Source organism: Allobosea sp. OK403, from assembly GCF_900113835.1.
Taxonomy (GTDB): domain Bacteria; phylum Pseudomonadota; class Alphaproteobacteria; order Rhizobiales; family Beijerinckiaceae; genus Allobosea.
Map to the genome: position 1 here is coordinate 467114 of NZ_FOQV01000001.1, position 25065 is coordinate 492178.

The following is a 25065-nucleotide window of genomic DNA, read 5'->3' on the forward strand; positions in this document are numbered from 1 at the left end:
TTATCCTGGAGAGACGGGACGGGTTCTCGTGATGGCCTTGGAGCGTGACGCCGGCCTGAAGCTTCGCATTAGCGAACAGCCGGCGGCGTTTCGTCGTCACGATCTGAGTTACTGATCTAGATGTTTTTTCGCAAGGTTAGTCGGAAATAGAGCTCGTGGTCGCGCTGCGCCGCCGAGACCCGCTCCAGCGGGCGCGCGATGCCGCCTTCCAGCGTCGCCCAATCGGTCGGCCGCCAGGCGAGGCCGGCGCCGACGGAGGTCGCGCGCATGCTCGCAGGCACTGTGCCGTAGGTGATGCCGTGATCGAGAAACACGAAGGCGTCCAGCGTCTTCAACGGCTCGGGCAGCGCGTAATGCAGCTCGGCCTGGCCGTAAAACCCTGAATCGCCGAAGGCGGCGCCGATCGGGTAGCCGCGCACCGTAGTCGGGCCGCCGATCTGGAAGATCTGGTCGCCAGGAAGCTGCTTGTCGTTCGTATACTGCCACGCGCCAATGAGTGAGGCGTAGATATCGTCGTTTATGCGCAGGACCGTCGAGGTGTTCCCGGTCCAGAGCGTCAGATTGCGCTTGGCCTGGCCGATCTTGTCTTCAAAATCGACCCGGGAGAGCGTCGGGGAGGTCGTGTGCATGAAGCCCGGCAGCGTCACGGTGAGCGAAAGCCCGCCGGACGCCTTGGTGTTGCTGCTATGCGCCGTCGTGATGTCGATCTGCTTGCTGCTGCTGATTCCGCTGCCGATGCTCGCTACGGCCTGCAACAGTACTGCATCGGTTGCGAAAATGGGCTGTGAGAGGTTGAGCGCGCGGCTTTCCGAGATGCCCTCCGGCCGCAGCTCCTTGATCGCTCCGGTCACGATATGGAAGGCCGAGCGCGTGTAGCTGATGCTCAGCCGCGTGCCGAAGGGCGAGACCGGGATGCTGTAGCTGCCGCTTCCGAGGATGCTGCCGCGCGACCGCGAACCATAGAAGATCAGCCTGTCGTCGAGGCCGAGCAGGCCGTGATGCTTCAGGAACAACACGCCTTGATAGCGGCCGGTCGATTTCACCGCCTGGTTGTCATAGGAGATCTGGGCGAGGTTGCGCGGCGGCTCGGTCGCCGCCAATTCTATGTCGGTCAGGCCGAACTCGCCGCCGGCCCGCAGCTGAGCCCGCAACTGGACCTCGTTGAGGCGGTTGAAGATCGAGACCTGGCGATTCAAGGTCGGCGTATCGACCACGCTCTGCGGAACGGTGGATATCTGCGACTGGAGATACCACGGCCAGGTCTGAATCGCGCCGGTGACGCTGACCTTGCCGACGCGGCCCTCGATCAGCCCGACCTTGAGCACGCCGCCATCGAGCTTCTGCGGCGGCAGGATGGCGCTGGCGGTGACTTGCCCCTTCTCGGCGTAGAGATCGTTGACCTCCTGGACGAGCTTGCCGATCTCGGCCAGATCGACCTTGCGGCCGAGATAGCGGGCGCGCAGCGCATCGAGCTCCGCCGCGCTCAGGAAGGCGGATCTGTCGAAGTCGATGCGCTTCAGGACGATCGTCGTCCCGCCCGAGGGAAAGCTCAGTTTCGGCAGGGGCGGCGGCGCCACGACGCCGGGACCGCTCTGGCGCGGCGGGGCCGTCTGACGTTCGATCTCCAGGCGCTGGCGCTCGGCTTCCGTCTCGATCGTGCGGGGCACGATCTGCGCCAGGGCGAGGCTCGGAAGACCCAGTCCAAGCAAGGCGACCAGGAGCGGAGCGAAAGCGCGGCCGGCCTCGCGCCGGCGCTGCCCGCAAGGATATCGCGTCAAGGCTGAGCCTCGCCGCTTCCGAACTGGCCGAGATTCACTCGCGGACCACTGCCTTCACCGAGGCTGGCGGTCGTCTCGGGATCGGGGCTGCGCCAGCGGCCGTCAGCGCCCAAGGCGAAGCCGCGCGCGATCTCGCCGAAGCTCGGCCCCATCGGCGCGACGACGCTGAGCCGCGCCATATCGCGCACCAGCGAGACGCCATCCGCGGTATCGACATTCGCAATATTGCTGTCGAACTGCACGACATAGGCGTTCGACGACAATTGGCTGCCGTTGACGGAGATGAAGAAGGTCCGGTCCTTCTGGTAGAGCTGCACATCGAAACCGCGAACCGGAGCGATGCTGCGGTTATTGGCCAGGACGGTCATTCCGGGGGTGGTCAAGCGCAGAGCTCCCGGAACGAAATTGGCTGCTAGATCGAAGCGGCTGGCGCTCGTCGTTATGACAGCATCCGTAACGTCTATCCGGTTGGCGCGGAAGCGCAATGCGTCGATCGTAAGGGCGGCGGACCTCGCAGTCCGTTCCCGCAGACCTGCAATATCGAGCACGAGCGGAGCGCCTGAGCCGCCAGGCAACTGCACGATGCTGGAGGCGATATCCGTGCCCAGGATAGTGATGCTGTCGCCCGCGCCGAAGCGGCCGAGGCGGACATCGTCGGGCGCGGAGAACGCCGCGTTGCGCGCCGCGCCAATGCCGAGCCGGATCGAGCCGCTGCCGCCGAGGCCTGCCCGCGCGAGGAGGGCGTCGGTGGCGACGATGGTATCTCCGTCGATATCGCCGGCGCTGGCGAGGCTGGCGGAGCGGCCGGCGTCGAGTGCGCCGAACCTGATCGCCTGCCCGGAGATGGCGATGTTCTCACCGGCTTGCGCGGTCGTGATGATGACGCCGGCACGGGTCGAGTTCAGCAGGAGCGACCCGCCTGCCGTCAGGCTTTCAAAACGCAAGGCCTCTGCGGCCGTGAGCGTTACGTCGTCGTGAGCGACAAGCGTCTGGATATCGATGCCCGCGCCCGAGGACGTGGCTGTGACGGAGCCGGCGCTGCGTGCGATGCCGACGGTAAGGGCGCCGGGCGCCTGCAGCAGGAGCGCGCCCGAGGCATCGAGCGTTCCGGCGCGGATCGTGCCGAATTCGGATACGACGGAGAGGTCGCCCGACTGCGTCAGCACGCTGCCGAGCGTGACCGCGCCGCGACCATTCAGATTCGTGCTTTCGCCTGCGGTGAGCGAGGTGAGGGCAATGACATCGCCGGAGATGGCAGTTCCGCCGCCGCTGCGCAGGTCGTTGATCGTCACGGTCCTGGCCGCTACGAGATCGGCGCGGCCGTTGGCGCGCAGGGTCTGCGCGGTGATGCCGTCTGCCGTCGAACGCAGCGATAGGTTGCCCGAGCTCGTCACACTGGTGAGGGTCAGCATGTTCGCTGCGGTGAGCGTGGCATCGCCGCCGGTTGCAAGCGTGCCGATCGTCAACCCGGCGTGCGACGAAGCAGTCGTCCCGCTCCCGCTGCTCGCCGTCTCCACGATGATCGCGCCTGCCGCATCGAGCATGATTGCGCCTGCCGCCTCCAGCGAGGTCGCCGTGATGCCGGCAGTGAGCGATGTCGCGACGATATCGCCGGCCCGTGTCGTGAACGTGCCCAGGCTGATCGCGCCAGCAGCCGAGAGCTCGGCGGTGTCGCCTGTCGTCGCGGTCGCCAGGTCTATCGTCGCATTCCGCGAAGAGAGCGTGGCTGCGCTGCCGGCATTCAAGCTCGAAACGGCGAGCGCGCCAGCTGCATCCAGATGTGTGACGCCGCCGCTGGTGAGCGAGCCGATTTCCAGGGAGCCGATCTGGGTGGTCGCTGTGGCGTCGCTGCCGCTCGTGGTCGTGTCGACGTGCAGCGTGGCCGCGCTCAGGACTGTCGAACCGAAGGCCTGGAGGGTCGTGGCGGTCAGGCGGCCGCCCGTCGATGTCGCGAGGAGGTCTCCCGCCGTCGTGGTTGCCGTGCCCAGCGCAATGGCGCCGGCGGCCTGCAGAGTTGCGGTTGCGCCTGCGTTCAGTGTCGCGATTGTCAGCCTGCCCGTTGCCGAATGGATGCTGGCGTGGTCGCCGCTTGTCAGCGTCGTCCCGGAAATGTCGCCGAAGGCGGCCAGATCCAGCCCGGCTGCCGAAACCAGGGTCGCGGCCGAGATGCCGGCATTGGTCGAGGACACGGCAAGATCGCCGGCGGTCGTCTGCACCGTTCCCAGCGTGACGGCAGTCGCGCCGCTGAGCGTGGCTGCGCCTCCCGATGTCACGGCCGCGAGGTCGAGCGATCCGGTCGAAGAGGTGACGGACACCGTGCCGCCGGTGGTGAGCGATGTCGTGATCGAGATCGCCCCGGCAGCGGTCAGGGTAGCGTTTCGAGCCACGTTGAGCGTGGCTGCCGTGATCCCGGCGGCGGTCGAGGAGACGGAAAGATCGCCACTGGTGGTCTGAGCGGAGCCGAGGGTGACAGTGCGGGAGGCAGCGAGCGTCGTTGTCCCTCCGGCCGTGAGCGTGGTGATGTCGAGCGTGCTGCCCGAAGAGGTCGCGCTCGTACCATTGCTGCTGGTCAGCGTCGTGACGCTGATCGCACCCGCGGCGGCGAGTGTTGCCGTACCGGCCGCATCGAGCGTGGTCGCGGCGATGCTGCCGCTGGTCGAGGAGACGGACAGATCGCCGGCTGTCGTCCGGGCGGTTCCCAAGGTGACGGTTGTCGCCCCGCTGAGCGTGGCTGTACCGCCCGACGTCAGCGCCGCGAGATCGAGCGCCCCGCCGGACGAGGTGACGGACGCCGTGCCTCCGGTGGTGAACGATGTCGTGACCGTGATCGCCCCAGTGGCAGTCAATGTCGCATTTCGGGCAACATTGAGCGTGGCGGCGGCAATCCCGGCATTCGTCGAGGAGATGAAGAGGTCCCCGACGGTCGTCTGAGCCGAGCCGAGCGTGACAGTACCGAAGGCCGCGAGCGTCGTCGTTCCTCCAGCCGTGAGCGTTGTAATTCCGAGCGCTCCGCCCGAGGAGGTGGCGGTCGTGCCACTGCCGCTCGTCAGTGTCGCGACAGTGACCGCGCCTGGAGCGGTGAGCGCGGCAGCTCCGGCCGCATCGAGCGTGGTCGCGGTGATCCCGGCGGTTGCCGAGGAGACGGTCAGATCGCCGGTCGTCGTCCGCACCGTCCCTAGCGTGACGGTTGTGGCGCCGCTGAGTGTGGCCGTGCCGCCGGATGTCAGCGCCACAAGGTCGAGAGATCCGCCCGACGAGGTGATGGACGCGGTGCCACCGGTCGTCAGTGAGGTCGTGATCGAGATCGCCCCGGCAGCAGTCAGGGCCGCTTTTCCAGCTGCATTGAGCGCGGCGGCCGTGATCCCAGCATTTGTCGAGGAAGCCAGGATATCTCCGGCGGCGGTCTGCGCGGAACCGAGCGTGACAGCGCCGAAGGCCGAAAGCGTCGCGGTTTCGCCAGCCGTAAGCGCGGTGATATCGAGCGTCCCGCCTGATGAGGTCGCGGTTGCATCGCTGCCGCTGGTCAGCGTCGCAACGATGATGGCGCCGGGGGCGGTGAGGGTGACAGCCCCATCGGTGTCGAGCGTGGTGGCGGTGATGCCGGCGGTGGTGGAGGAGACCGAAAGATCTCCCGTCGTCGTCCGCGCAGAACCGAGCGTGACCGTGCTGGAGGCTGCGAGTGTCGTGGTTCCGCCGGCCGTGAGCGTTGTGACGCCAAGCGTGCTGCTCGACGAGGTCGCGCTCGTGCCGCCGCCGCTGGTCAGCGCCGTGACGCTGATCGCACCTGGAGCGGTGAGGGTTGCAGCGTTGGCGGCGTCGAGCGTGGTCGCGGTGATGCCGGCAGTTGTGGAGGCTACCGAGAGGTCGCCCGTGACGGTCCGCACCGTTCCCAGCGTGACAGCCGTTGCGCCGCCGAGTGTCGTTGCTGCTCCCGATGTCACAGCCGCAAGGTTCAGCGCGCCGCCGGATGAGGTGACGGAGGCCGTGCCGCCCGTCGTGAGCGAGGTCGTGATCGCGATGGCGCCGGCAGCGGTCAGCGTCGCATTTCGCGCCGCATCGAGCGTGGCGGCCGTGATCCCGGCGATTGTCGAGGAGACAGAGAGATCCCCGGCGGTGGTCCGCGCCGACCCAAGCCTAACAGTGCCGGAGGCGGCGAGCGTGCTCGATCCTCCCGCGGTAAGCGTGGTGACGTCGAGTGTCCCGGCCGACGATGTCGCATTCGTGCCGCCGCCGCTGGTCAGCGTCGCGACGCTGATCGCGCCGGGAGCGGTGAGCGTGGCCGCGCCAGCCGCATGCAAGGTGGTGGCGTTGATGCCGCCCGACGTCGATACCAGGGTGAGATCGCCTGCGGTCGTCGTCGCCGATGTCACGCCGAGCGCATTCGCGGCGCTCAGGGTTGTGGCGCCGCCCGAGGCCAGGGTGCCGATCGCCAGCATCCCGGCTGTCGAGATCACGCTTGCCGCGCCGCCGCTCGCCAGCGCATCGACCGTGAGATTGCCTGTCGCGAGCAGGCTGGCGGGGCCGGTATCGGCCGTCAGCGCCGTGACACGCGTCGTCGTGGCGGTCTTGAGATAGACGCCGCCCTGCAGGCTGCGGGCCGACAGGCTCGGTGCGTCGAAGCTCACCGGCGCCAGGCTGCTGCCGATGCCGCTGCCGGCATTGAGCGCGATGACGCCGCCGGCCTGGCCAGCGCCGAGATTGACGACGCTGTCGCCATTGCCGGCGATGGCTCCTGCGGCCGAAACGGCGATGGAGGCGGTGCCGGCGGGGGCGATAAGCATGCTCGTGACCCGTCCGAGCGTCACATCGCTGAGCGAGGCGAGCGTGATCTGCCCGCCCGATTGCACGGTCGCGCCAGCCGCCATGCTGATCGCGCCGGCCGTGATGGCGAGCGGCCCGGTGGTCGCCGACAGATTGCGCAGGATCCGCACCTCGGCGTCGGCGGCGAGCGAGAGCCCGCCAGCGGCTGTCAGAGCGCCGATCCGCAGCGCGACGGCGGATTGGCTGGCGAGCGTCGGTGTCGAGAGCGTGGCCGAGCCGCCGATCTGGCCGGAGACCTCGCCATCGCCGGCGGCCTGGACCGCGAATGCCGTGACGGCGCTGCCGACATTGCCGGTCGCGTTGAGCACGATGTTGGAAGCCGAGATCGCGACGCCCGGCAGATAACTCTGGATCGAGCCGCTGGCTGCGGTGAGCGAGGCCGTGCCGGAGGCGAAGATGCGGCCGATCTGGGCGTTGCCGGCTGCGGCGACGAGATAGGCGTCGCCCGCGCCGGCCGAGGCCGAGACCAGCCGGCCGCCGATCTGATAGGTCAGCGGCGTCGCTGCCGAGCCGATGCCGCCGCCGGCTCCGGTTAGCACCAAGTCGGTCCCGGCCTGAATCTGGACCGCGTTGAGCGGCGTCGTGCTGTTCGGCGCAGTCGCGACGGTGATCCCCTGCGGCGCCTGCAGGTTGATCGCGCCGGTGGCGGTGACGCGTCCGAGGTTGAGCGAACCGCCGCCCGACTGCGCGCCGGTCGTCGCCTGGACATAGATGTCGCCCTGGGCCGAGCCGGAGAATGTGCCGGTCGCGCTGATGAAGAGCGGCGCGGTCTGGCTGATGTCGACCGAGGTCAGTGTCACGCCGATGGGCACGGCGTTGATATCGGAGACCGCGACGCGCTGGCCGCTTCCGTTCGTGCCGAAGAGCTTGACCGAGCCTGGTGTGGTCGCGACCGCAAGCGTCTGGAGCTGGCTCGTCGTCAGCGTGCCGTCGCGGATGGTGTCGAGGCCGATGGTGACGTCGGGCGCCAGCGAGCCGATGCTGCCGCCGATGTTCAGGCTCACATCGCGGCCGACGATGATCGCCGTGCCGTTGCCGACGACACCCGAGGCCGGCTGCAGCGCCGCCTGGTCGATCGCGGCGACGAGCTGGCCGGTTTGCCAGACGGCGTTGGCGGTGATGGAGGAGGCGAGCCCGCTCACGGCGCCCGGCGAGACGGTGGTGAAGTTGAAATTGCTTTCGAGCGTGTTCTCCTGGAAGCGCGCCAGCGTGTTCCAGTTCGCGCCATAGGCCTTCTCGAATACGCTCGCGTAGTTCGCATAGCGGTCTGCCACATAGGCCGGGACGGTCATCCCGGCAGCGTCGGCGAGCGGCTGGTAGAGCGCGGTGGCGGCGGCGTCGAGCGTGAAGACGCCGTTGGTGACGCTGCCGTTGCGGATCAGGCTGGAATAGAGCGTGTAGGTCTGGGTGACGTTGCGCTCGAACGCAGCGACGCTGGCAAGCGCAGCGGCATCGGCGCCGTCGGCCTGGGTTAGCTTGAGCTTGCTCTTGATCGTCGAGAGCTGCTCGGTCGAGAGCGACTGCGCTGCGGTCTGGGCGTTGGCTGCCTTGAGCGTGCCGTCGACCACGTCGACGCGGACATTGCCGCCGGTGCTGGCGATCTGGCCGACGCGGAGATTGCCCGAGAGCTGCTTGATGCCGATATCGCCCTGCGCCGAGATGTTGACCACGCCGCCGCTCTGGCTGCCATTGGCCAGCGTCGTTGCCATGGCCTGCATGCGCAGCGGAGTATTGATGCCGCCGACCGCGCCGTTGAGGCTGGTGATGTTGATGTTGTTGCCGAGCACATGGGTGAAGTCGGCCGGCGCGAATTGCGAAACCTCGAGCCCGCCGGTGGCGCGGATGTTGATGTCGCCATAGCGGCCGGAGGCCGCGTCGAGATCGGCGTTGAAGCGCCAGACCTTGGCGGCGGAATCGATGTTCAGGTTGATGCCGCCGGCGCCGGAATAGGCGGCGATGATACCGCCCTCGGTCAGCGAGACATCGATCGGCGCGGCGGTGGAGCCGAGCGCGTCGCGCCCGCTGATCGTCAGGTTCTGCGACAGAATATTGGTCTGCGGCGCTTGCGTGATGCTGCCGGCGGTCGCGGTAATAAAGGCGGCGCCGCTCGGATTGACGATGTTGCCCTGCAGGCGGATCGACTGGTTCGAGGTGATGTTGAGCTGGCCGCTGGCATTGCCGGCGAAGCTGATCCCGAAATCGTAGTCCGCCTTGACTGAGGCGGTGACCTGGAGCCAGGCGTCCCTGACGTGGTTGTAGTTCCAGAAGGTGTTGGCGGTCGAGCCGTCGACCTGGCGGAAGTCGCGGCTGCAGAAGCTAGGAGTGCCGCCATTGCAGCCCTCGTAGGTTTGCTGCGCGTTCGAGACCTCGATGACGCCGCCCTGCAGCGTCTGGTAGAAGACGGGGCTGCTGCTGGCGTAGTTCTGGTTATAGACGACGCGGCCCTGCGCCCCGGTCGTCGCGTTCCAATAGTCCGGCCCCGATGAGGTGCCGTCGCCCCAGACGCCGGTCGCCGGCGCCGGGACATACACCCAGGGATTGTTGGCCGAGCCCGAATTATAGCGCCACACGCCCTGTTGGTTCGGATCGCCGCTGACGAGACCGTCCTTGTGGACGAACAGCTGCTGCGTCCACTCGTAGCGCATGCCGTCCTTGGTGTCGTAATTTGTGCGGTCGCCGGCGATGAACTGCACGGGCTGAGTGGCGTTCGCGCCGCTCAGGATCGGCTGGCGCCCATTGTCGGTGATGTATTTCGCGATGCCGGAGCCCGGCGTGTAGACGTAGACCGTGGTGTTCTCGGCGGCCGGCTTCAGCCGATCGATGATCGTGATCTTGCTCGTGCTGGCATTGGCGCCGGCGGCCGTGCCGGTGTTGATCCGGTTGGTGACGAGCTCCAGGCCGCTGTTGTTGACGATGTCGACATGGCCGAAGCCGCCATTGATCTTGATCTGGCCGAGTACGTTGGTGCTGATGATCTGGCCGTCGAGCAGCACAGAGCCGCCGCCCGAGGAGGCGTTGACGTCGCTGATATTGAGCTGGCCGGTGCGGATGTCGTAGGTGACGGGGATCCGCTTGTCGCCGCTGTTGAGGACGCTGTAGGAGCCGGCCGCGCTGCCGTAATTGAGCAGGCGCGTATCGTTGGTGAGATCGACCAGGGGCGAGCCGGCGCCATAGTAGTTGTAGTTGAAGATCGCGAAGCCGAGCGCCTGGATCAGGTTCTCGCCCAGAACGACCGACTGGTTGGTGACCCGACCGGCCTCGATCGAGGCGTTGACGTTGATCACGGTCGCCTTGATCGCGACCTGCGCGCCGTAGATCTGTGCGCCGCTGCCTTGCGCCTGGACCGTGTCGCTTTGGTAGTATTTCGGTACGATCGGGATCTGGGCGAAGTAGATGCCGTTGCCGAAATCATAGCCGCCCTGGCAGTTATAGCCGGTCGAGCCATAGCCGATGCAGTTGCCGTACATGATGGTGCTGTAGCGCAGTCCCGGATTCCCGCCATCCTCGATACGGTGGTAGAGGTTGTAGTTCAGGCTGGCGCCGTTGCCGAAATACAGCGTGTTGGCAATCGCGTTGACGGTGTCGTTGATGACGTAGCTCTGCGACGGCGCACCGGGCGTGGCGCCGGGATAGGTGATCGCCGCGCCCCATTCCGCCTGCGGCGACGCGCCGGCATTGTACATGCCGTTGGGACCGTTCGACGCAACCGCGACCGCGCCGTTGGGCACCGTGACGTTGAACTGCAGCGAGTCGATGCGCTGGCCCGAGAAGCCGAACGAGCCCTGCGTGTTGTTGATCGAGACCAGGCCGCCGAGATTGCTGATGTCGTCGGCGATCAGCAGCGCCGGCCCGTAGCCGCCGATATCGTCGCGGGTATAGGCGTTGCTGATGATGACGCTCGCCGTGCCGTTGGCGTTGAAGCGGGTCTGCGTCAGCCCGGCCTGGCCTTGCGCCGCGCCGGTGAACAGGATCTGCCCGGTCGAGAGGTCGGGGATATAGGCGCCGCCGTCGAGGATCAGATAGGCGGCGCTGTTGTTGACGACCTTGATCGTCGGCCCGCCATTAGCGGTCAGCGTGCCATTGCCCTGGATGGTGTCGCCATTGACGAAGACATTGCCGCCGGCCGCATAGAGCTGGCTGATCCGGTAGGCCCGCACCAGCCCCGAGGAGATGCCGCCGACCAGCGTGTCGGCGACGGCGGTGTCGTCGATCGTGCCGTTGGTCGTGGTGTAGTTGGCGCGGACATAGGCCACGGCGTCGAACGCGTCGTCGCGGGTGACGACGACCGGCGCGCCGCCGGCCTTCACATAGACGTCCGGCGTCGCGTTGAGGTCGCAGATCGACAGGCCGCCCGTGCCGCAGCCGATGGTGATCTCCTGCTCGTGGAAGACGCCGCCGACGGCGCGGCCGTTCATCACCACCGTCGATGTCGCCGATGCGCCCGGAGTCTCGTTGCGCTGCGTCACCGGGATGAAATAGAGCTGGAAGCCGTGGCCGGCGCCGTCGGCATTGGGCGTCACCATGCCGTTATAGGCGCCGAGCGTGACGTTCTGGGCGCTGAGCAGCGCCGCGCCGGTATTGACGTTCAGCCGCGCCCGGTTCTGCAGGTCGGTCGAGGCATCGGCGTTGGGCACCGCGATCACACCGCGCACATAGCCGATCGCCGTGGCGTCGCCGGAGATCGAGGTCATGAACAGGCCCGAGGCGTCGCGCCCGGCGGTGACGTTGACGTTGTCGAGTCCGGTCAGCGTGCTGTTGGCGCCGATCGTGACGGTCTGGTTGGTGATGATGTCGGTATCGGCCTCGGCGACGCCGACGGCGGCGAGACCATAGGTCGTGACGAGCGCGTTCGTCTTGACCGTCGCGGTGGTGTAGGTGCCGATATTGATCGTGCCGGCCGAGGTCAGCGTGACCCCTGTTCCGAGCGTGACCTCGTTGTCGACATCGCGGGCGCGGTATTGCGAGGTGACGCCGGCGCCCTGCAGCGCGCCGCCGGTGGTCAGCGTCACCGTGTCGTTGGCGGTCAGTTCAGTGATCGCCTGGATCGAGATCGGGCCGGGTGAATTGACCGCGTTGAAGCCGCTGGAGAAGTTGGCGTTGTCGCCGATCAAGACTTTCGACCAGCCGTCCACGTCAATCGTCGATTTCGCGCCGACGCCGTTGATGCCGCCACCCGCACCGGCGCTGATCGTGTCGCCGAGCGCGAGCTGGGTGAAGATGTTGCGGCTTTCGAGCTCTATGCCCTGGACGCAGGTGGTGACGTAGCAGCCTTTCGTACCGTTGCCGAGCGCGGCGAAGATGGTGGCCGCGCCGATGTCGACCACCACGTGGGAGGTCGCGTCGTGACTGGCGAGCGACGCGCTGGCGCCCAGCGCAGCGGCTTGCGTCGCATCGACCCGGTTGGCGTATTGGTCGGTGTGGCTCGCATTGACCAGGATGGTGTTGGCGCCGATCTGCGTACGCGCGCCGATGCCGGCCGTGACCGTGGCGGTATTGGCGGTGTCGGCCGAGGCGCCGGCACCGGCGATCAGTCCGCCATTGCCCGATGTGGCGCTGGCGATCTGCGTGTCGCTGCCGGCTGCGATCAGGCTGAAGCTCGTGGCGCTGTTGCCCAGCAGGCGGGCGTCGTCGCCGAGCGTCGCGCTCGTCGTGGCCGTCGAGCTCGCATTGGCCAGCACGGCGCCGATCGCGTATTTGCCGGCGATCGAGAAGCCGGTCGCCGAGGCGATCTGGCGCGTTGTATTGGTCGCGTTGATCGCGACTGTACCGGCCGGCAGCCGGACATTGTTGCCCGCCGAGGCGCTGACCGTCGAGGTGTTGACGGCCTTCGCGTCCGAGCCGACCGCGCTGGCATAATAGGATCCAGAGCCGGAGAAGGACCAGGCGGCAGCTCCGGTGCCGCCGCGGCTGAACTCGCTGGTCGCGCCGGGCGAGCCGCCGATCGAGGTCACGGGCGTGCCGAAGATCGTGCTGGTCGCCAGGATCGAGAGGCTGCCGGCGGTGAGCGCACGCTGGGCGGCGGCTCCGCCATCCATCGCCGCGATCACGGTTTGGTTGGTGGTGGCGCGCGAGATCGCCGCGCCTACGGCGAGCCCGCCGGTCACCGAGACGCCATAGGCGGCTGCCTTGGCGTCGGGCGTCGCGGTCGCGGTCACGCGGATCGCCCCGGTCCCGACATTGACGCTGGCGTTGTCGCCGAGATGGGCCTCGACGCGCGAGGAATCGCTGGCGCGCGCGTCGGCACCCGTGCCGGCCACCAGCAAACCGCCCGCGCCGGCGGTCGCCGAGGCATAGGAGATGCCGGCGCTGCTGGCATCGACGGTGAGCGATGTTCCGCCCGAGAGCGTGGTGTTGGCCGCGACATTCGACGTCGCCGTGCCGTCGAGGCTGCTATTGGCGATCGAGATGCCGAGCGCGCCGCCGCCGGCCGCCGCCGCGCCGAGCGCGTCGGCGCGCGAGCCTTGCGTCGCCGTCGTGACGACCGTCGTCGCGCCGGTGACCGTGAGCGTGCCGCCGAGCCGGGCCGTAATGGTGTTCGAAACCGCGCCCTGCGCCACTGCCGCGCCGGCGGAAGCCGTGCCTGAGCCCGCGCCGGCCTTGACGTCGATCCTGGAGGCCACGCCCCCGGCGCCATCGATGGCCGAGGCATTGACCGTGATCGAACCCGTCGTCACCGTCGCCTGGTCGAGTTGGGCGCTGACATTGTCGGCGACCGTGGTGTAGCCGAGTGCGGCGCCGACGCCGACGCCGCCGATGCCGATGCCGAGCGCGGTGTTCTCGGTCGAGGTCTTCGAGGTCGAGGTGACCGAGACCGAGCTGGCCGTGATCGACCCGCCGAGCGCGGTCGCGCCGGTCTGGGCCCCGGTCGAATCGAGCAGGGCCGTGGCGCTGATCGCACTCGGCGTCGCCGTGCGGGCGCGGTTGCTGGTGAACCAGGCATATTGCGAGGCGGCGTAGCTGCTCACTTCGCTGAAGGTCGCCGTCCGGCCGAGCTCGGCATCGGCAGCGGCCTGGTAGACGGCCTGGCCCGACCCGCGCAGCGAATAGAGCCCGTTCACCGGGACGCCGTTGGCCAGCAGCGTGGCATAGGCTGTGTCGGCGGCGATCTTGACCTGCGCGTCGGTGAGGTTCGGCGTCGAAACCTCGAGAACCTGCCGATAGGAGTTCAGGCCGGCGTCGCCGATGACATATTGCAGATTGGCGGCCTTCAGCGCGGTGTAGCGCGCCGCCGCATAGTCGCGGACTTGGCTGTCGGTCGCGGTCGGCAGGAAGAGCGCGATGGCGGCGTTGGAGCGCAGGGCCTGCACGCCGCTGGTGGTCAGAGTCAGCACGCCGTTGACGACGGTGCCGTTCTGGATCAGCGCCAGATATTCGGCATCGGCCGTGGAGCGCAGCTGGTCGTCGGTCGCGCCCGAGGCATAGGCACCGCGCAGGGTGCGATAGGTTGCAAGCCCGCTGGTGCTCAGCATGAAGCCAGGATCGACGGCGGTGAGCTGGTTGACGCGCGAGAGCGTGCCGTCGCCGTTGATATTGAGATCCGCGCCGGCCGGCGCACCCGTGCCGACCGAGATGACATTGACGGCCGCGCCGAGTCCGATCGAGCCGCCCTGGCCGATGGTGAAGGCGTTGGCGTCGACGCTGCGGTCGCTCACGGCCTGGACCACGACCGCACCGGTCGTCGAGATCGTGCTGCCGGAGAGGTCTGCGAGCACGCTCGAGTCGAGGCTCGCGACATTGGTCGCGGAACCGAGGCCGATGCCGGCGCCGCCGATGGCGGCCACGCCGGTCTCCGGTGTGATCGTCGTGGTCTCGCGCGCGATCACGTTGAGCGAACCGTCGATGCTCTGGCCGGCCAGATTCTGGATCGGCGTGGGCGCCTGCCTCGATGCGACGCCGTAGAGCCCGGCTCGAGTCGTATTGGCGACGTCGATCAGGTTGACCATGCCGGCGATGCCGACCAGACCCGCGGCCGAGCCGCCGGCCGCCAGCGCGGTGAAGGTGTTTGTGCTGGTCGCCAGCACGTCGAGCCGGCCGTTCAGGTTGAGCGTCGTGACGTTGGCGCCGCCGCCGATGGTCGCCAGCGTCGTGCTCATGCTGCGCGCCACGACGAAGGCGCTGCCGAGCGCGACGCCGCCGCCGGAGCCGACGCCGGCGACACCGTAGAAGCCGTTCGTGCTGTCGGCGGTGACGCGCAGCGAGGCCGCGTTGAGGATGCCCTGGTCGACATTCGCGGTCGTGACCGCCTCGAAACTGTTGACGAGACCGGTCGCTGCCGCGCCGGCAATACCAGCCGAAAAGCCGATCGTCTTGCCGGTCGAGGCTTGCGAGGACACCGCCGCGACCTCGACCGCGCCGACGCCGCCGAGCCCGGCCTGGCTGGTCGCGATCGTGCCCGTCGTCGAGTTCGTCAGCGCCGCGCTCGTCTGCCGCTTCAGCGTGGTCTGCGCGTCGGCGCCCGCTCCGGCCGCGCCGCCGATCGCGCCGACGACGATGTAGCTGCCGGCATAGGAATGGCTGGCGGCGTCGACCACGATCGCGGTCGGGTTCTGGCCGCCGTTCAGCCGCGTGTCGATCGTGCTGCCGTCGATGGTGGCCGAGGTGGTTCCGCCGAGCGAGGTGCGGATGGTGACATAGCCGACCGCGCCGCTGATCGGGTAGACCGCGATGCCTGCCGTCACGGCATTGGCCATCACCGCCTGTTGCGAGGTCGCGATCACGGCCAGGCCGCGCAGGCTGCGCTGGGCCATAGCCAGGTCGGGCAGGCTGGTCGAGGGGCCGGTCGGGCTGGACAGGCTCGGCGGGCTGACGACCGCGCCGCTGGCGAAGCTCAGCGACCCCGTGCCGTTGACGCGCGCATCGACGGAGCTGCTCTCGCTGATCGCGGCAATGGTGCTGCCGCCGATCGTGTTGTTCACGATCGAGAGGCCGCCGGCGACGCTGGGCGAGCCGCCGGCCGCGCCGAGCGCGCCGGCCGAGACCGCGATGCCGTCATGGTTGGTCGCGATCACGCCGACATTGTTCTCGGCGATGATGTCGGCGCGCTTCACGGTCGCGGCAACGTCGGTCGCGACGCTGCTGGTGGCGACCGAGCCGGCGAGGCCGACCTGGCGCGAGATCGCGATGCCGATCGACAAGGTCGAGATCGTGCCGGCCGACTGGCTCTGGACCAAGAGGTCGCGCGAGGCGCGCAGCCGCGCATCCTCGATCGTCGAACTGACGCTGTTTTCAATGCTGTTCTCAACGACGGAGAGGCCGAGCGCGGCCGAGCCGAAGCCGAGGCCGAGCGAGCCTGCCGTGCCGCGGATCGTCGCGGTCGTGCTGCCGTTCAGCTTCACGTCTCGGGCCGTGACGATCGTGCCCGTGCCGGTGATGCCGGCGCGCACGACGTTGTCGACAGACTGCAAGGCGACCGAGGCGACGCCGGCGAACTGGCCGGTTGCCCCGCCGAGCCCGACCGCGACGCCGGTGATGCTGGCGCCATCCTGCGCCCGCACCGAGACATCGCCGGTCGCGGTCAGGATGACGTTGTCGATCGTGGCGATATGCGACTGCGCCACCTCGTTGCTGAGGAAGGAGATGCCGACATTGTTGCGCCCGACCTGCACGGAGCCGGTGATGGCCACGATCGCGGCACCGTTCGGGTTCGGATCGCCGCCATTGGCGACGGAGCCGTCGAATTCGACCTGTGCCGCATCGGCCTGGGAGAAGGTCTGGCGGCCGGTGATGATGGCGTCGAAGGTCGCGTCACGGCTGCTGTCGGCGGTGACGACGACGTCGCCGCCGACCGTGATCGTCGCCGGCGCTCCGGCCGTGCCCGAGATCTCGGCCCGCGTCGTCGGCGTCACCTTGTTGAAGACGAAGGCGCCCGACAGGCCGTTGCCGCCGAGGCCGACGGTGGCCGCGCCGGAGACGATCCGGCTCGAATTCGAGGCGACGACGTTCAGGCCGCTGAGATTGACGAAACTGGAGTTGCGGATGGTCGCGCTGACAGCGTCCTGCCCGCTAGGGTCGCCGATCTCGGCATAGCTCAGCGACAGCCCGATTCCGGACTGCGCGCCGAGATAGGCCGAGCCGCCGCCGATGCCGATATCGGTGGTCTGGTAGGCGTTGACGCTGGCGAGCCGGGAGACCGTCAGGCCAGAGATCGCGCTGAGGGCGGAATCGGTGATCGAGGCCGAAACGCGGTTGGTCACGAGCCCGACCGCGGCCGAGATCGCGGCTGCACCGTTGCCGCCGGCCGAGACCGCGAGGCTGACGCCGACGATCGTGGCGCGGCCTCCGGCGATCGCCTGCACCGAGGTGTCGTAGACGCCGGTCAGGCTCGAGCTACTGATCCGAGCATCGGTGCTGTTGTCGAGGATGCCGATGGCGACGGCGCCGGCGATGGCGGCGCTTGCGCCCGAGGTGTTGGCGAGATTGGCAGCGGCCGCGCCGGCACCGACCTCGATGATCGTCGAATTCAACGCCCTGACCGAGGTGGTCAGTCCGGCGCTGTCCTTCTGCTGCAGCCTGGCGCCGTCGATCCAGGCCGAAGTGCCCATCGTCGTCAGCGCGACGGCGGCCGCGCCGGCGGCCGAGAGGCTGGGGCCGCTGCCGGTCTGCTTGTTGGTGGCGTCGGAAATTTTCCGGATCGCCTCGCTCGTGCCGGGCGGCAAGGTGGTGGCGACCGCACCGTCGGCGGCAGCCGCGGCGACGGAGGCTGCCGTGATGCGGCCGGTCGTCGCCGCCTCGACAGCGATCGAGTTCGTCGTGATCAGCCCCTGCGGCGCGACGCCGGCGAGCCGCCCATCCGTGAGATCGTCGGAATTGTCGCCGACATAGGCGCGCGTGACCGAGCCCGCGTCCAGCACCGCCACCGACACGCCGATACCATTGCCGCCGCCGAGCACGATGCCGCCGCTGAGCGCGAAGACGGAGACGGACTGCTCGGCTTTGATCGCGATCGAATTGGCGGTGACGATCGCCGCGTTGCTGATCGAGGCCAGCGTCTGGTTCTGGATGCCCGAGACCGAGACGATGCCGTTGAGCGCGATCGTGCCGGCCGAGCGCCCGGACGTCGTCGCAATCGCGAACAGGATGTCGGAGGTGTTGGCGGTCACCGCGAGGTCGGTCGCCGTGATCGTCGCGCCCGCCGCGACGGCGGCGACGGTCTTGCTGCTGCGGCCGATGTCGATCAGCGAACCGCCGACCGCCGAGCCGGAGCCGCCATTGACGCCGCCTTTAAAGCCGAAATTGCCGCCGACATCGACCGAGTGCTGGTCCGTGTCGGCGGTGATGGTGACGGCGCTCGCCCAGTTCTGCAGGTAATTGCCAGCCAGCGTCGTCGACCAGGCCCCCGTCGCCGAGGTCTGGTTCAGCGTCGCGCCGCTGGCGATATAGGCCGAGGTGTCATTGCTGACGCGGAAATAATCGACCGCGCCGGCAAGCCCGAGATCGTTCGAAGAGGAGGCGGCGTTTGCATAGCTGGTCAGGATATTGTTGACGATGCCGAGATTGCCGTTGATGTGCGAGAAGACCTCGCCGAGTCCGGACCAGTTCGTCCAGGTGTTGGAAATCGGGTTCTCGCTGAGCGCGGCGACGCCGATATGATTGGCGTTGATCGTCACGCCCGAACCCACCGAGGCGGTCGAGTTGTGGCTGTAGTTGCCGACGGCGATGCCGAAGGAGAGCGAGACCATCGCCTCGGGATTGCTCGCCGTCGGGTCCGTCGAGTTGGAATTGGTTGAGCTGTCGGCGATCAGACGCACACCGAAATCGCGCTGGCGGCTCGCCAGCACGACGTCGCCCGAGGCCTGGATCGACGGTCCGGTTCCGCCCGAATCCGCTGCAATCGCGGCGCTGGCGCTCAGGTCGCTGCTGGCGATGGTGACGGCGCTGCCGACCTTGATGGGAACGCTCGAGGATCCCTCGGACAGCTTGCCCAGAAGCTTGCTCAGCAGGGTGGAAACGGTCGAGCCGGCCGGTCCGGCATTGAACAGCACATTGTCGCCCGTCGTCGCCGATGAACTCGTGGCGTTCTTCGTCGTATCGGAAAGCGCCTCGACCGTAACGTTCTGGACCTTGTTGGCGCTCGTTCCAAGCGAGGCGCCGAGCAACGCGTCGGCCTCCGCCTTATAGTCGGAATAGGCGACGGCGATGCCGGCGACGCCACCCGAGGCAGCCACGGCCGCCGACGAGGTCGAAAGGGAATTGGTGTTCTTGGCCGTGATGCTGACCGCGCCGGTCCCGGCACCCGCGCCGGCAGTGACCGTCGCGCCGGAGTGGACCTTCGCCGCGGTGGTGACATCGACGAAGCCATAGGCGACGGTCGCGGCGACCAGGCCTGTGCCGACCGAAATCGAGACGGCCGAGACGGCGAGCTTGACGTCGTTCTCGGCGCTAACGGTGAGATTGCGGCCGACCTTGATCGTCGCGCCCGACGCAACGTCGGCCGTGACCGTTCCCATGATCTCACCGATCGACACCGCAGCCGCGAACGGATTTCCGCCGGTGAGCGTGATCGCGGGCAGCGAGGCCTCCTGTCGGGCCTTGGCGGAGATGGTGACGTCGCGTGTCGCCTCGATCGTCGCGCCGTCGACGACACGGATGCGGCTCAGCACCTGGCTGCCGACATAGCCGCCGTTCAGGCCAAAAAGGATGCCGCCCACGCTCTGCGCCGCGAGCGCCAGCAGTGGCCCGGCCGAAGCGTCGGCATAGGAGGCGACAGCGGTCGCATCCGCCTTCAGCAGAATGTCTCGTCCCGTGATCGTGCCGTGGATGTCGATCGTCGAGGTCGCGCTGGCCATGCCGGCGATCCGGATATCCGATGTCGTCGCGTCGAGCGTGACGTCGCCGGCGGTAAAGGCGCTGCCCGTGCTGACGCCGGCGAGCAGCGAGCCGAACACGCTGATGTTGGGCGAAGTCAGCAGGATCGCGCCGGAATTGCCGGTTGAGGGGTTCGCGGCCGAGAGCTCGCCGCCATTGGCGGATCGGTTGAACTGGCGCGTGTCGATGGTGCCGTCGGCAGCGATCGTGATGCTGTTGGTCGCCTGCAACGACACATCCGTGCCGTTGGTGATCATGCTGGCGCTGCCGCCGGTCCCGATGATCAGGTCCGTCGGATCGATATAGAGCAGGCCGGCCTTGCCCGAGCGGGAGGAGAGGTCGACATCGACTGCGCCCAGCGTGACCGTCTTCGTCGCGCTGAGTTCGGTGAAGCCGCCATCGCCGGTCAGGCCGCCCTTGCCCCTGAAGATCGCGCCACTCTCGACATCGAGATTGGTCCCGGCGAAGACCTTGATCTCGCCGCCCTTGCCGGCGACGCCTTGCGCCGCGTTGGCCTCAAAGCGCGCGCCGCTGGCGATCGAGATCGCGGCGTCGGAGGTGATCGAGATCTTGCCGCCGTCGCCGGTGTTGACGGCGGCTTGGCTCGAGGCGGCGCTGTTCTGCGAAAGCCTGGCCGAGGGCGCGGCCCCCTGTGCGCTCAACCGCGCCGTTTGGGTGATCGTCGTGCCTCGGCCGGAGCGCACCACGATCGAGCCGGCGGAGCGCCGCGCCGTCGCATTGGCGCTGAGGGAACCTGAAATGCTCGCCGTGCCCGCCGCGACGATCTCGATGCCGCCGCCGCGCCGCGCCACCATCGCGCCGCCATGGCGGATGCCGGAGGTGTTGACGCTGGCCGCGAAGGCACTCTGGTGACGCAGCCTGCGTTCGCCGATATCGACGGGAGCGGCATTGGCCGTGATCTGCCCGGCGACGCTGACGGAATTGCCGTGCAGCGTCACGCCGCGTCTGGCGTTGATGCGGCCCTCGATCGAGATCGCGCCGTCGGGCGAGATCGGAATGTCGTTGGCTCTCAGCCTCGCCGCCATCGTCTCGTTGACGACGCCGTTGGGGCTGATCACCTGATCGAGGAAGTCGCGCGTCGGCGTGTTGACCGTCAATTGTCCGGTGTTGATCACTCCGGACGGCCCGACCGTGAAGCCGGCGGAGTCCGAGAAGTAGACGTGCCCGCCGATCTGGCCGTTCTTGTAGGAATTCAGGATGCCGTTGACGACGACGGGGCCGTTGCGGACGATATTGACCAGCGCGCCGGTATTCTGCGGCAGGTGCATGTTGACGGTCGTGCCGCCCGCTTGCTCGAAGCGCGAGAACGAGTTGTAGCCGGCATTGCCGGACACCGTCTGGGTGGTGATCGTCGTGGTCGCGCCGCTGACGGAGACATTGGTCTGCGTCCGCCCATCGGGCGTGATCATGTTCTGCGCGAAGGCCGGAGCGTTCCACAGCACCAGCGCCATGGCCTGGCCGACCAGGCAACGCTGGCGCAAATTCGCCAGCACGGACTTAGTAGGCACGGACCTGGGCCGGACCGCGGGCGACGACGTCGGGAGCATGACGTGCGGCAGCCGCGGCGAAGCGGTGCGACGGCGTGTGGTCTTGGAGCGTAGTGAGCGCAACGCGGAAGCCTCGGCCCGTCCGGCAAGACGGTGTTGTTTCGCCGGTTTCCGAGGCGAGACGCGGGCGCCCGAAAGCCGGCGCGGATCGCGCCGGTCTCCGAATACCCGTCTCCTCCCTGGATCAGGCTTAATGACTCACTACCAGAGGCAACGTGTCCTTGCGTCAGCGGGGGGTGAATGTATTGCGAACCGCAGTTCACATGATGCGTTCACCAGGCGGATACTGGCGGAAACCCGCCATAATGGTTAGCGCGAGGCCGGTCGAATGGGGCTCAGCCCCAAATCTCGCCTGCCGTCTCCACGATCAGTTCGAGTTTCCGCCACTGCTCGTCCTCGGCCAGCGTATTGCCTTCCTCTGTCGAGGCGAAGCCGCATTGCGGGGACAGGCAGAGCTGGTCGAGCGCGACGAATTTCGAGGCCTCGTCGATGCGGCGCTTGAGATCGTCCTTGCTCTCCAGCACGCCGGTTTTCGAGGTCACCAGGCCGAGCACGACATGCTTGCCCTTGGGCAGGAAGCGCAAGGGCTCGAAGCCGCCGGAGCGGTCATTGTCCCATTCCATGAAATAGCCGTCGACCGGCATGGTGTTGAACAGGAGTTCCGCGATCGGCTCGTAGCCGCCGGACGCGATGAAGGTCGAACGGAAATTGCCGCGGCACAGATGCATGGTGATGGCGAGGTCGGCCGGCTTGTCCTTGAGCGCGGCCCGCACCATGCCGGCATAGATCTCGGGCTGGTGCTCGGGGTCGTCGCCGCGGGCCCGCAGCATCTCGCGCTGGTCGGGGTCGCAGAGATAGGCAAACGAGATGTCGTCGAGCTGCAGGTAGCGGCAGCCGGCATCATAGAAGGCGTGGACGGCCTTGTTATAGGCCGTGCCGACATCGCCGTAGAACGCCTCCATCTGCGGGTAGACGCCCATATTGATCATCTTCCGGCCGCCCCGGTAGTGCAGCATGCTCGGGCCGGGGATGGTCATCTTCGGCGTCGAGCCGGGAGAGACATTGTCCCGCAGGAACTTGAAATGCTCGATCATCGGGTGGCCGCTGAAGCCGACTTTCCCGACGATGCGCAGCGATTTGGCGATGCCGACGCCGCCCTTGAAGTTCATGCCTGAATCGGCGGTGATCGCCTCGATGCCGTCGAGCTCCTCCATGAAGTCGAAATGCCAATAGGCGCGGCGGAACTCGCCATCGGTCACGCCCTTCAGGCCGATCGCCTCCTGCCTGGCGATCAGCTTGCGGATCTCCGCGTCCTCGATCGCCTTGAAGGCGGCATCGTCAAGCGTCCCGGCGGCGTGCTTCTCGCGGGCCTGCTTGAGCGGGGCAGTGCGCAGCAGGCTGCCGACCATGTCGGCGCGGAAGGGCGGCTTGGTCCTGGTCGTCATGGTCTTGGTCCTCGGATCAGGCGGGGTTGCGGGCAGGTCTAGTTGTGGGCAGGTCTAGTTGTGGGATGGTGGCGACCGTCGCGAGCGGGCCGGTCGTTCGGCGACGGCGAGATGGGCGGACATGGCCGTCTCGTCAGCGAGAAGCGCTTGGGAGCGCGCGGCGTAGACGATGGCGCCCCGGTCCAGGATGATCGCCTCGTCGGTGAAGGGCAGGATCTTGCGCGCCTTCTGCTCGACCAGGATCGTGGTCAGCCCGTCCTCGCGGTTGAGCCGGGCGATCGCAGCCAGCAATTCATCGACGATGATCGGGGCGAGGCCCTCCAGCGGCTCGTCGAGCAGCAGCAGGGCGGGGTCGAGCATCAAGGCGCGCGCGACTGCCAGCATCTGTTGTTCGCCGCCGGAGAGCTGGTTGCCGAGATTGCGGCGGCGCTCGCCGAGACGCGGGAACAATGCATAGGCGCGCGCGACCGTCCAGGCCGTGCCGCGTTGAACAACGGTCAGGTTCTCCTCGACCGTGAGCGAGCGGAAGATGTTGCGCTCCTGGGGAACCCAGCCGATGCCGATCGCCGCGCGCTTCTCGGGCGGCAGATGGGTGATGTCCTCGCCTTTGAAGCGGATGCGGCCCGAGATATGGCGGGTCAGCCCTATGATCGTGTCGATCAGCGTGGTCTTGCCGGTGCCGTTGCGCCCCAGCAGCGCCAGCGCCTTGCCGTCCGCGAGCCGCAGTGACAGCCCGTTGATGACGATCGCCTCGCGATAGCCGGCGACGAGGTCGTCGATTTCGAGCAGGTCGGAGATGGCTCGGGAGAGGCTTGTTTGGGAGAGGCTTACCTGGTGGGAGAGGTCTGGGGGCTCAGACATGCGCGTCCTCCCCGAGATAGACGGCCTTTACGCGCGGGTCGGTCGAAATCTCCTCGACGCCGCCTTCCGCGAAGAGCTGGCCCTGGACCAGGACGGAGATCCGGTCGGCGAAGGAGAAGACCAGCTCCATGTCGTGTTCGATCAGCAGGACGGTAACGTCTTCGGGCAACGCCTCGACACTGTCGAGCACGTCGTGGCGTTCATCCTCGGGCACGCCGGCCGCCGGCTCGTCGAGCAGGAGCAGCTTCGGCTTGCAGGCCATGGCGAGCGCGATTTCGAGCAGCCGCTGCTTGCCATAGGGCAGTGTCGCGGTGCGCCACATCATCACCTCACCGAGCTTCATGCGCGTGAGCAGCGCCTCGGCCTCGTCGACGACGGCGCTGTTCTGGCCGACGCGGCTCCACCAGCGCGCACCGGCTCCCTCGCGCTCGGCGATGGCGAGGCCGACGGTCTCGATCGGCGTGAGATCGGCAAAAAGCTGGTTGATCTGGTAGGTCCGCGCCATGCCGCGCTTGACGCGGCCTTGCTGGCTGACGCGCGTCACATCCTCGTCCAGCAGCCGGACTGCGCCGGAGGTTGCCGGCAACACGCCCGTGAGCAGGTTGATGAAGGTGGTCTTACCGGCGCCGTTGGGGCCGATCAGCGCATGACGCGCGCCCTTGGCGACGCAGAGCGAGATCTCGGAATTGGCCTTGAAGCCGCCGAAGGATTTGCTGAGGGCGAGAGTCTGGAGGGCAAGTGTCTGGAGAGCTGGCGTCATGGCCGGCGCACTCCCAGCAGCCGCAGCAGCGGGGCAAAAGGTCTGGCCAGCGCGCCCATCAAGCGCTCGCGGCCGATCAGCACAAGGATCACCAGGATGAAGCCCATCCAGAAGATCCAATAGGCCGGCGTCATCGCCGAGAGCGTGTCCTTCATCAGCTTGAAGGCGATCGCGCCGATCAACCCGCCATAGAGATAGCCGGAGCCGCCGATGACGAGCACCAGCAGCGCATCGGCCGAGCGCGCGAAATCGAGCACCTCCAGCGAGACGAACTGCGTCGTCTGGGTCAGCAGGGCGCCTGCCATGCCGGCATAGACGGCGGCCAATGTGTAGATCGCGATGATGCGCCGGTTCGGCGCGATGCCGATCGTTGCCGCGCGCAGGCGGTTGTCCTTGAGCGCCTTCAGCGACAGGCCGAAAGGCGAATGCACGATCCGCCTTGCCAGCAGGAAGAGCAGGAATGTCGCGGTCAGGCTGTAGGTATAGGCCGTGGTGCCGGCGAAATCGAAATCGAAGCGGCCCAGGATCGGGCCAACCGCGATGCCGAGCAGGCCGTCCGCGCCGCCGGTGATCCAGTCGAGCCGGTTGGCGAGTTCGTGGAAGATCAAGGCGACGCCAAGCGTCACCATCAGCCGGGTCAGATCGGTGCCGCGCAGGATCATGAAACTGGCGAGGAAGCCGACGAGGCCAGCCGCTGCCCCGGACAGCAGGAGCCCGGTCACCGGTTCGGAAACGCCGTGCTTGGCGAGCAGCCCCGCCGAATAGGCCCCGACGCCGAAGAAGGCGGCATGTCCGAGCGAGACGATGCCGGCATAGCCCAGGATCAGGTCCAGCGAGAGCGCGAACAGCCCCAGGATCGCGATTTCGTTGAGCAGGAGATGGCGATTCGGAATCAGAAGAATCAATCCGAAGGCGCTGATCCAGAACAGGATTTCCGGCCAGCGCCAGGCTGCCTTCGCTTGCAGGAACGCGGCGGGCGAGGGCGCTTGCGTTCCTTGTGGCTGGGTGCTGGGAGGTTTGCTGAGCAT

The 25065-nt window shown here is 67.7% G+C and carries 6 protein-coding genes; all 6 read right to left on the bottom strand.

The window, feature by feature from the left end; all coding sequences use genetic code 11:
- Positions 1-116: 116 nt before the first annotated feature.
- Positions 117-1778 carry a ShlB/FhaC/HecB family hemolysin secretion/activation protein gene (locus tag BMZ97_RS02045; protein WP_092164969.1) on the bottom strand — a complete coding sequence of 554 codons (1662 nt, stop codon included), beginning with the start codon at positions 1776-1778 and terminating at the stop codon, positions 117-119.
- A complete protein-coding gene (locus tag BMZ97_RS02050) occupies positions 1775-20932 on the bottom strand; it encodes a leukotoxin LktA family filamentous adhesin (protein WP_175525396.1) in 19158 nt (6385 codons plus the stop codon). The genes BMZ97_RS02045 and BMZ97_RS02050 overlap by 4 nt, the downstream gene beginning before the upstream one ends.
- A 374-nt stretch (positions 20933-21306) precedes the next feature.
- Positions 21307-22416 (bottom strand): 5-methyltetrahydropteroyltriglutamate--homocysteine S-methyltransferase, encoded by a 1110-nt coding sequence (locus BMZ97_RS02055; protein ID WP_092164973.1) that lies wholly within the window; start codon positions 22414-22416, stop codon positions 21307-21309.
- Between the two features lie 54 nt (positions 22417-22470).
- A complete protein-coding gene (locus tag BMZ97_RS02060) occupies positions 22471-23214 on the bottom strand; it encodes an ABC transporter ATP-binding protein (RefSeq protein ID WP_092166510.1) in 744 nt (247 codons plus the stop codon).
- Between the two features lie 55 nt (positions 23215-23269).
- Positions 23270-24037 carry an ABC transporter ATP-binding protein gene (locus tag BMZ97_RS02065; protein WP_092164975.1) on the bottom strand — a complete coding sequence of 256 codons (768 nt, stop codon included), beginning with the start codon at positions 24035-24037 and terminating at the stop codon, positions 23270-23272.
- Complete coding sequence (locus BMZ97_RS02070; protein ID WP_092166512.1) at positions 24034-25065, bottom strand: branched-chain amino acid ABC transporter permease; 1032 nt, start codon at positions 25063-25065, stop codon at positions 24034-24036. Before BMZ97_RS02070 ends, BMZ97_RS02065 begins: the two co-directional genes overlap by 4 nt.

Bases quoted from the DNA above. Each gene is read 5' to 3' on its own strand.
- BMZ97_RS02055 (WP_092164973.1), bottom strand. From the start codon at position 22,416: ATGACGACCAGGACCAAGCCGCCCTTCCGCGCCGACATGGTCGGCAGC.
- BMZ97_RS02065 (WP_092164975.1), bottom strand. From the start codon at position 24,037: ATGACGCCAGCTCTCCAGACACTTGCCCTCCAGACTCTCGCCCTCAGC.
- BMZ97_RS02070 (WP_092166512.1), bottom strand. From the start codon at position 25,065: ATGCTCAGCAAACCTCCCAGCACCCAGCCACAAGGAACGCAAGCGCCC.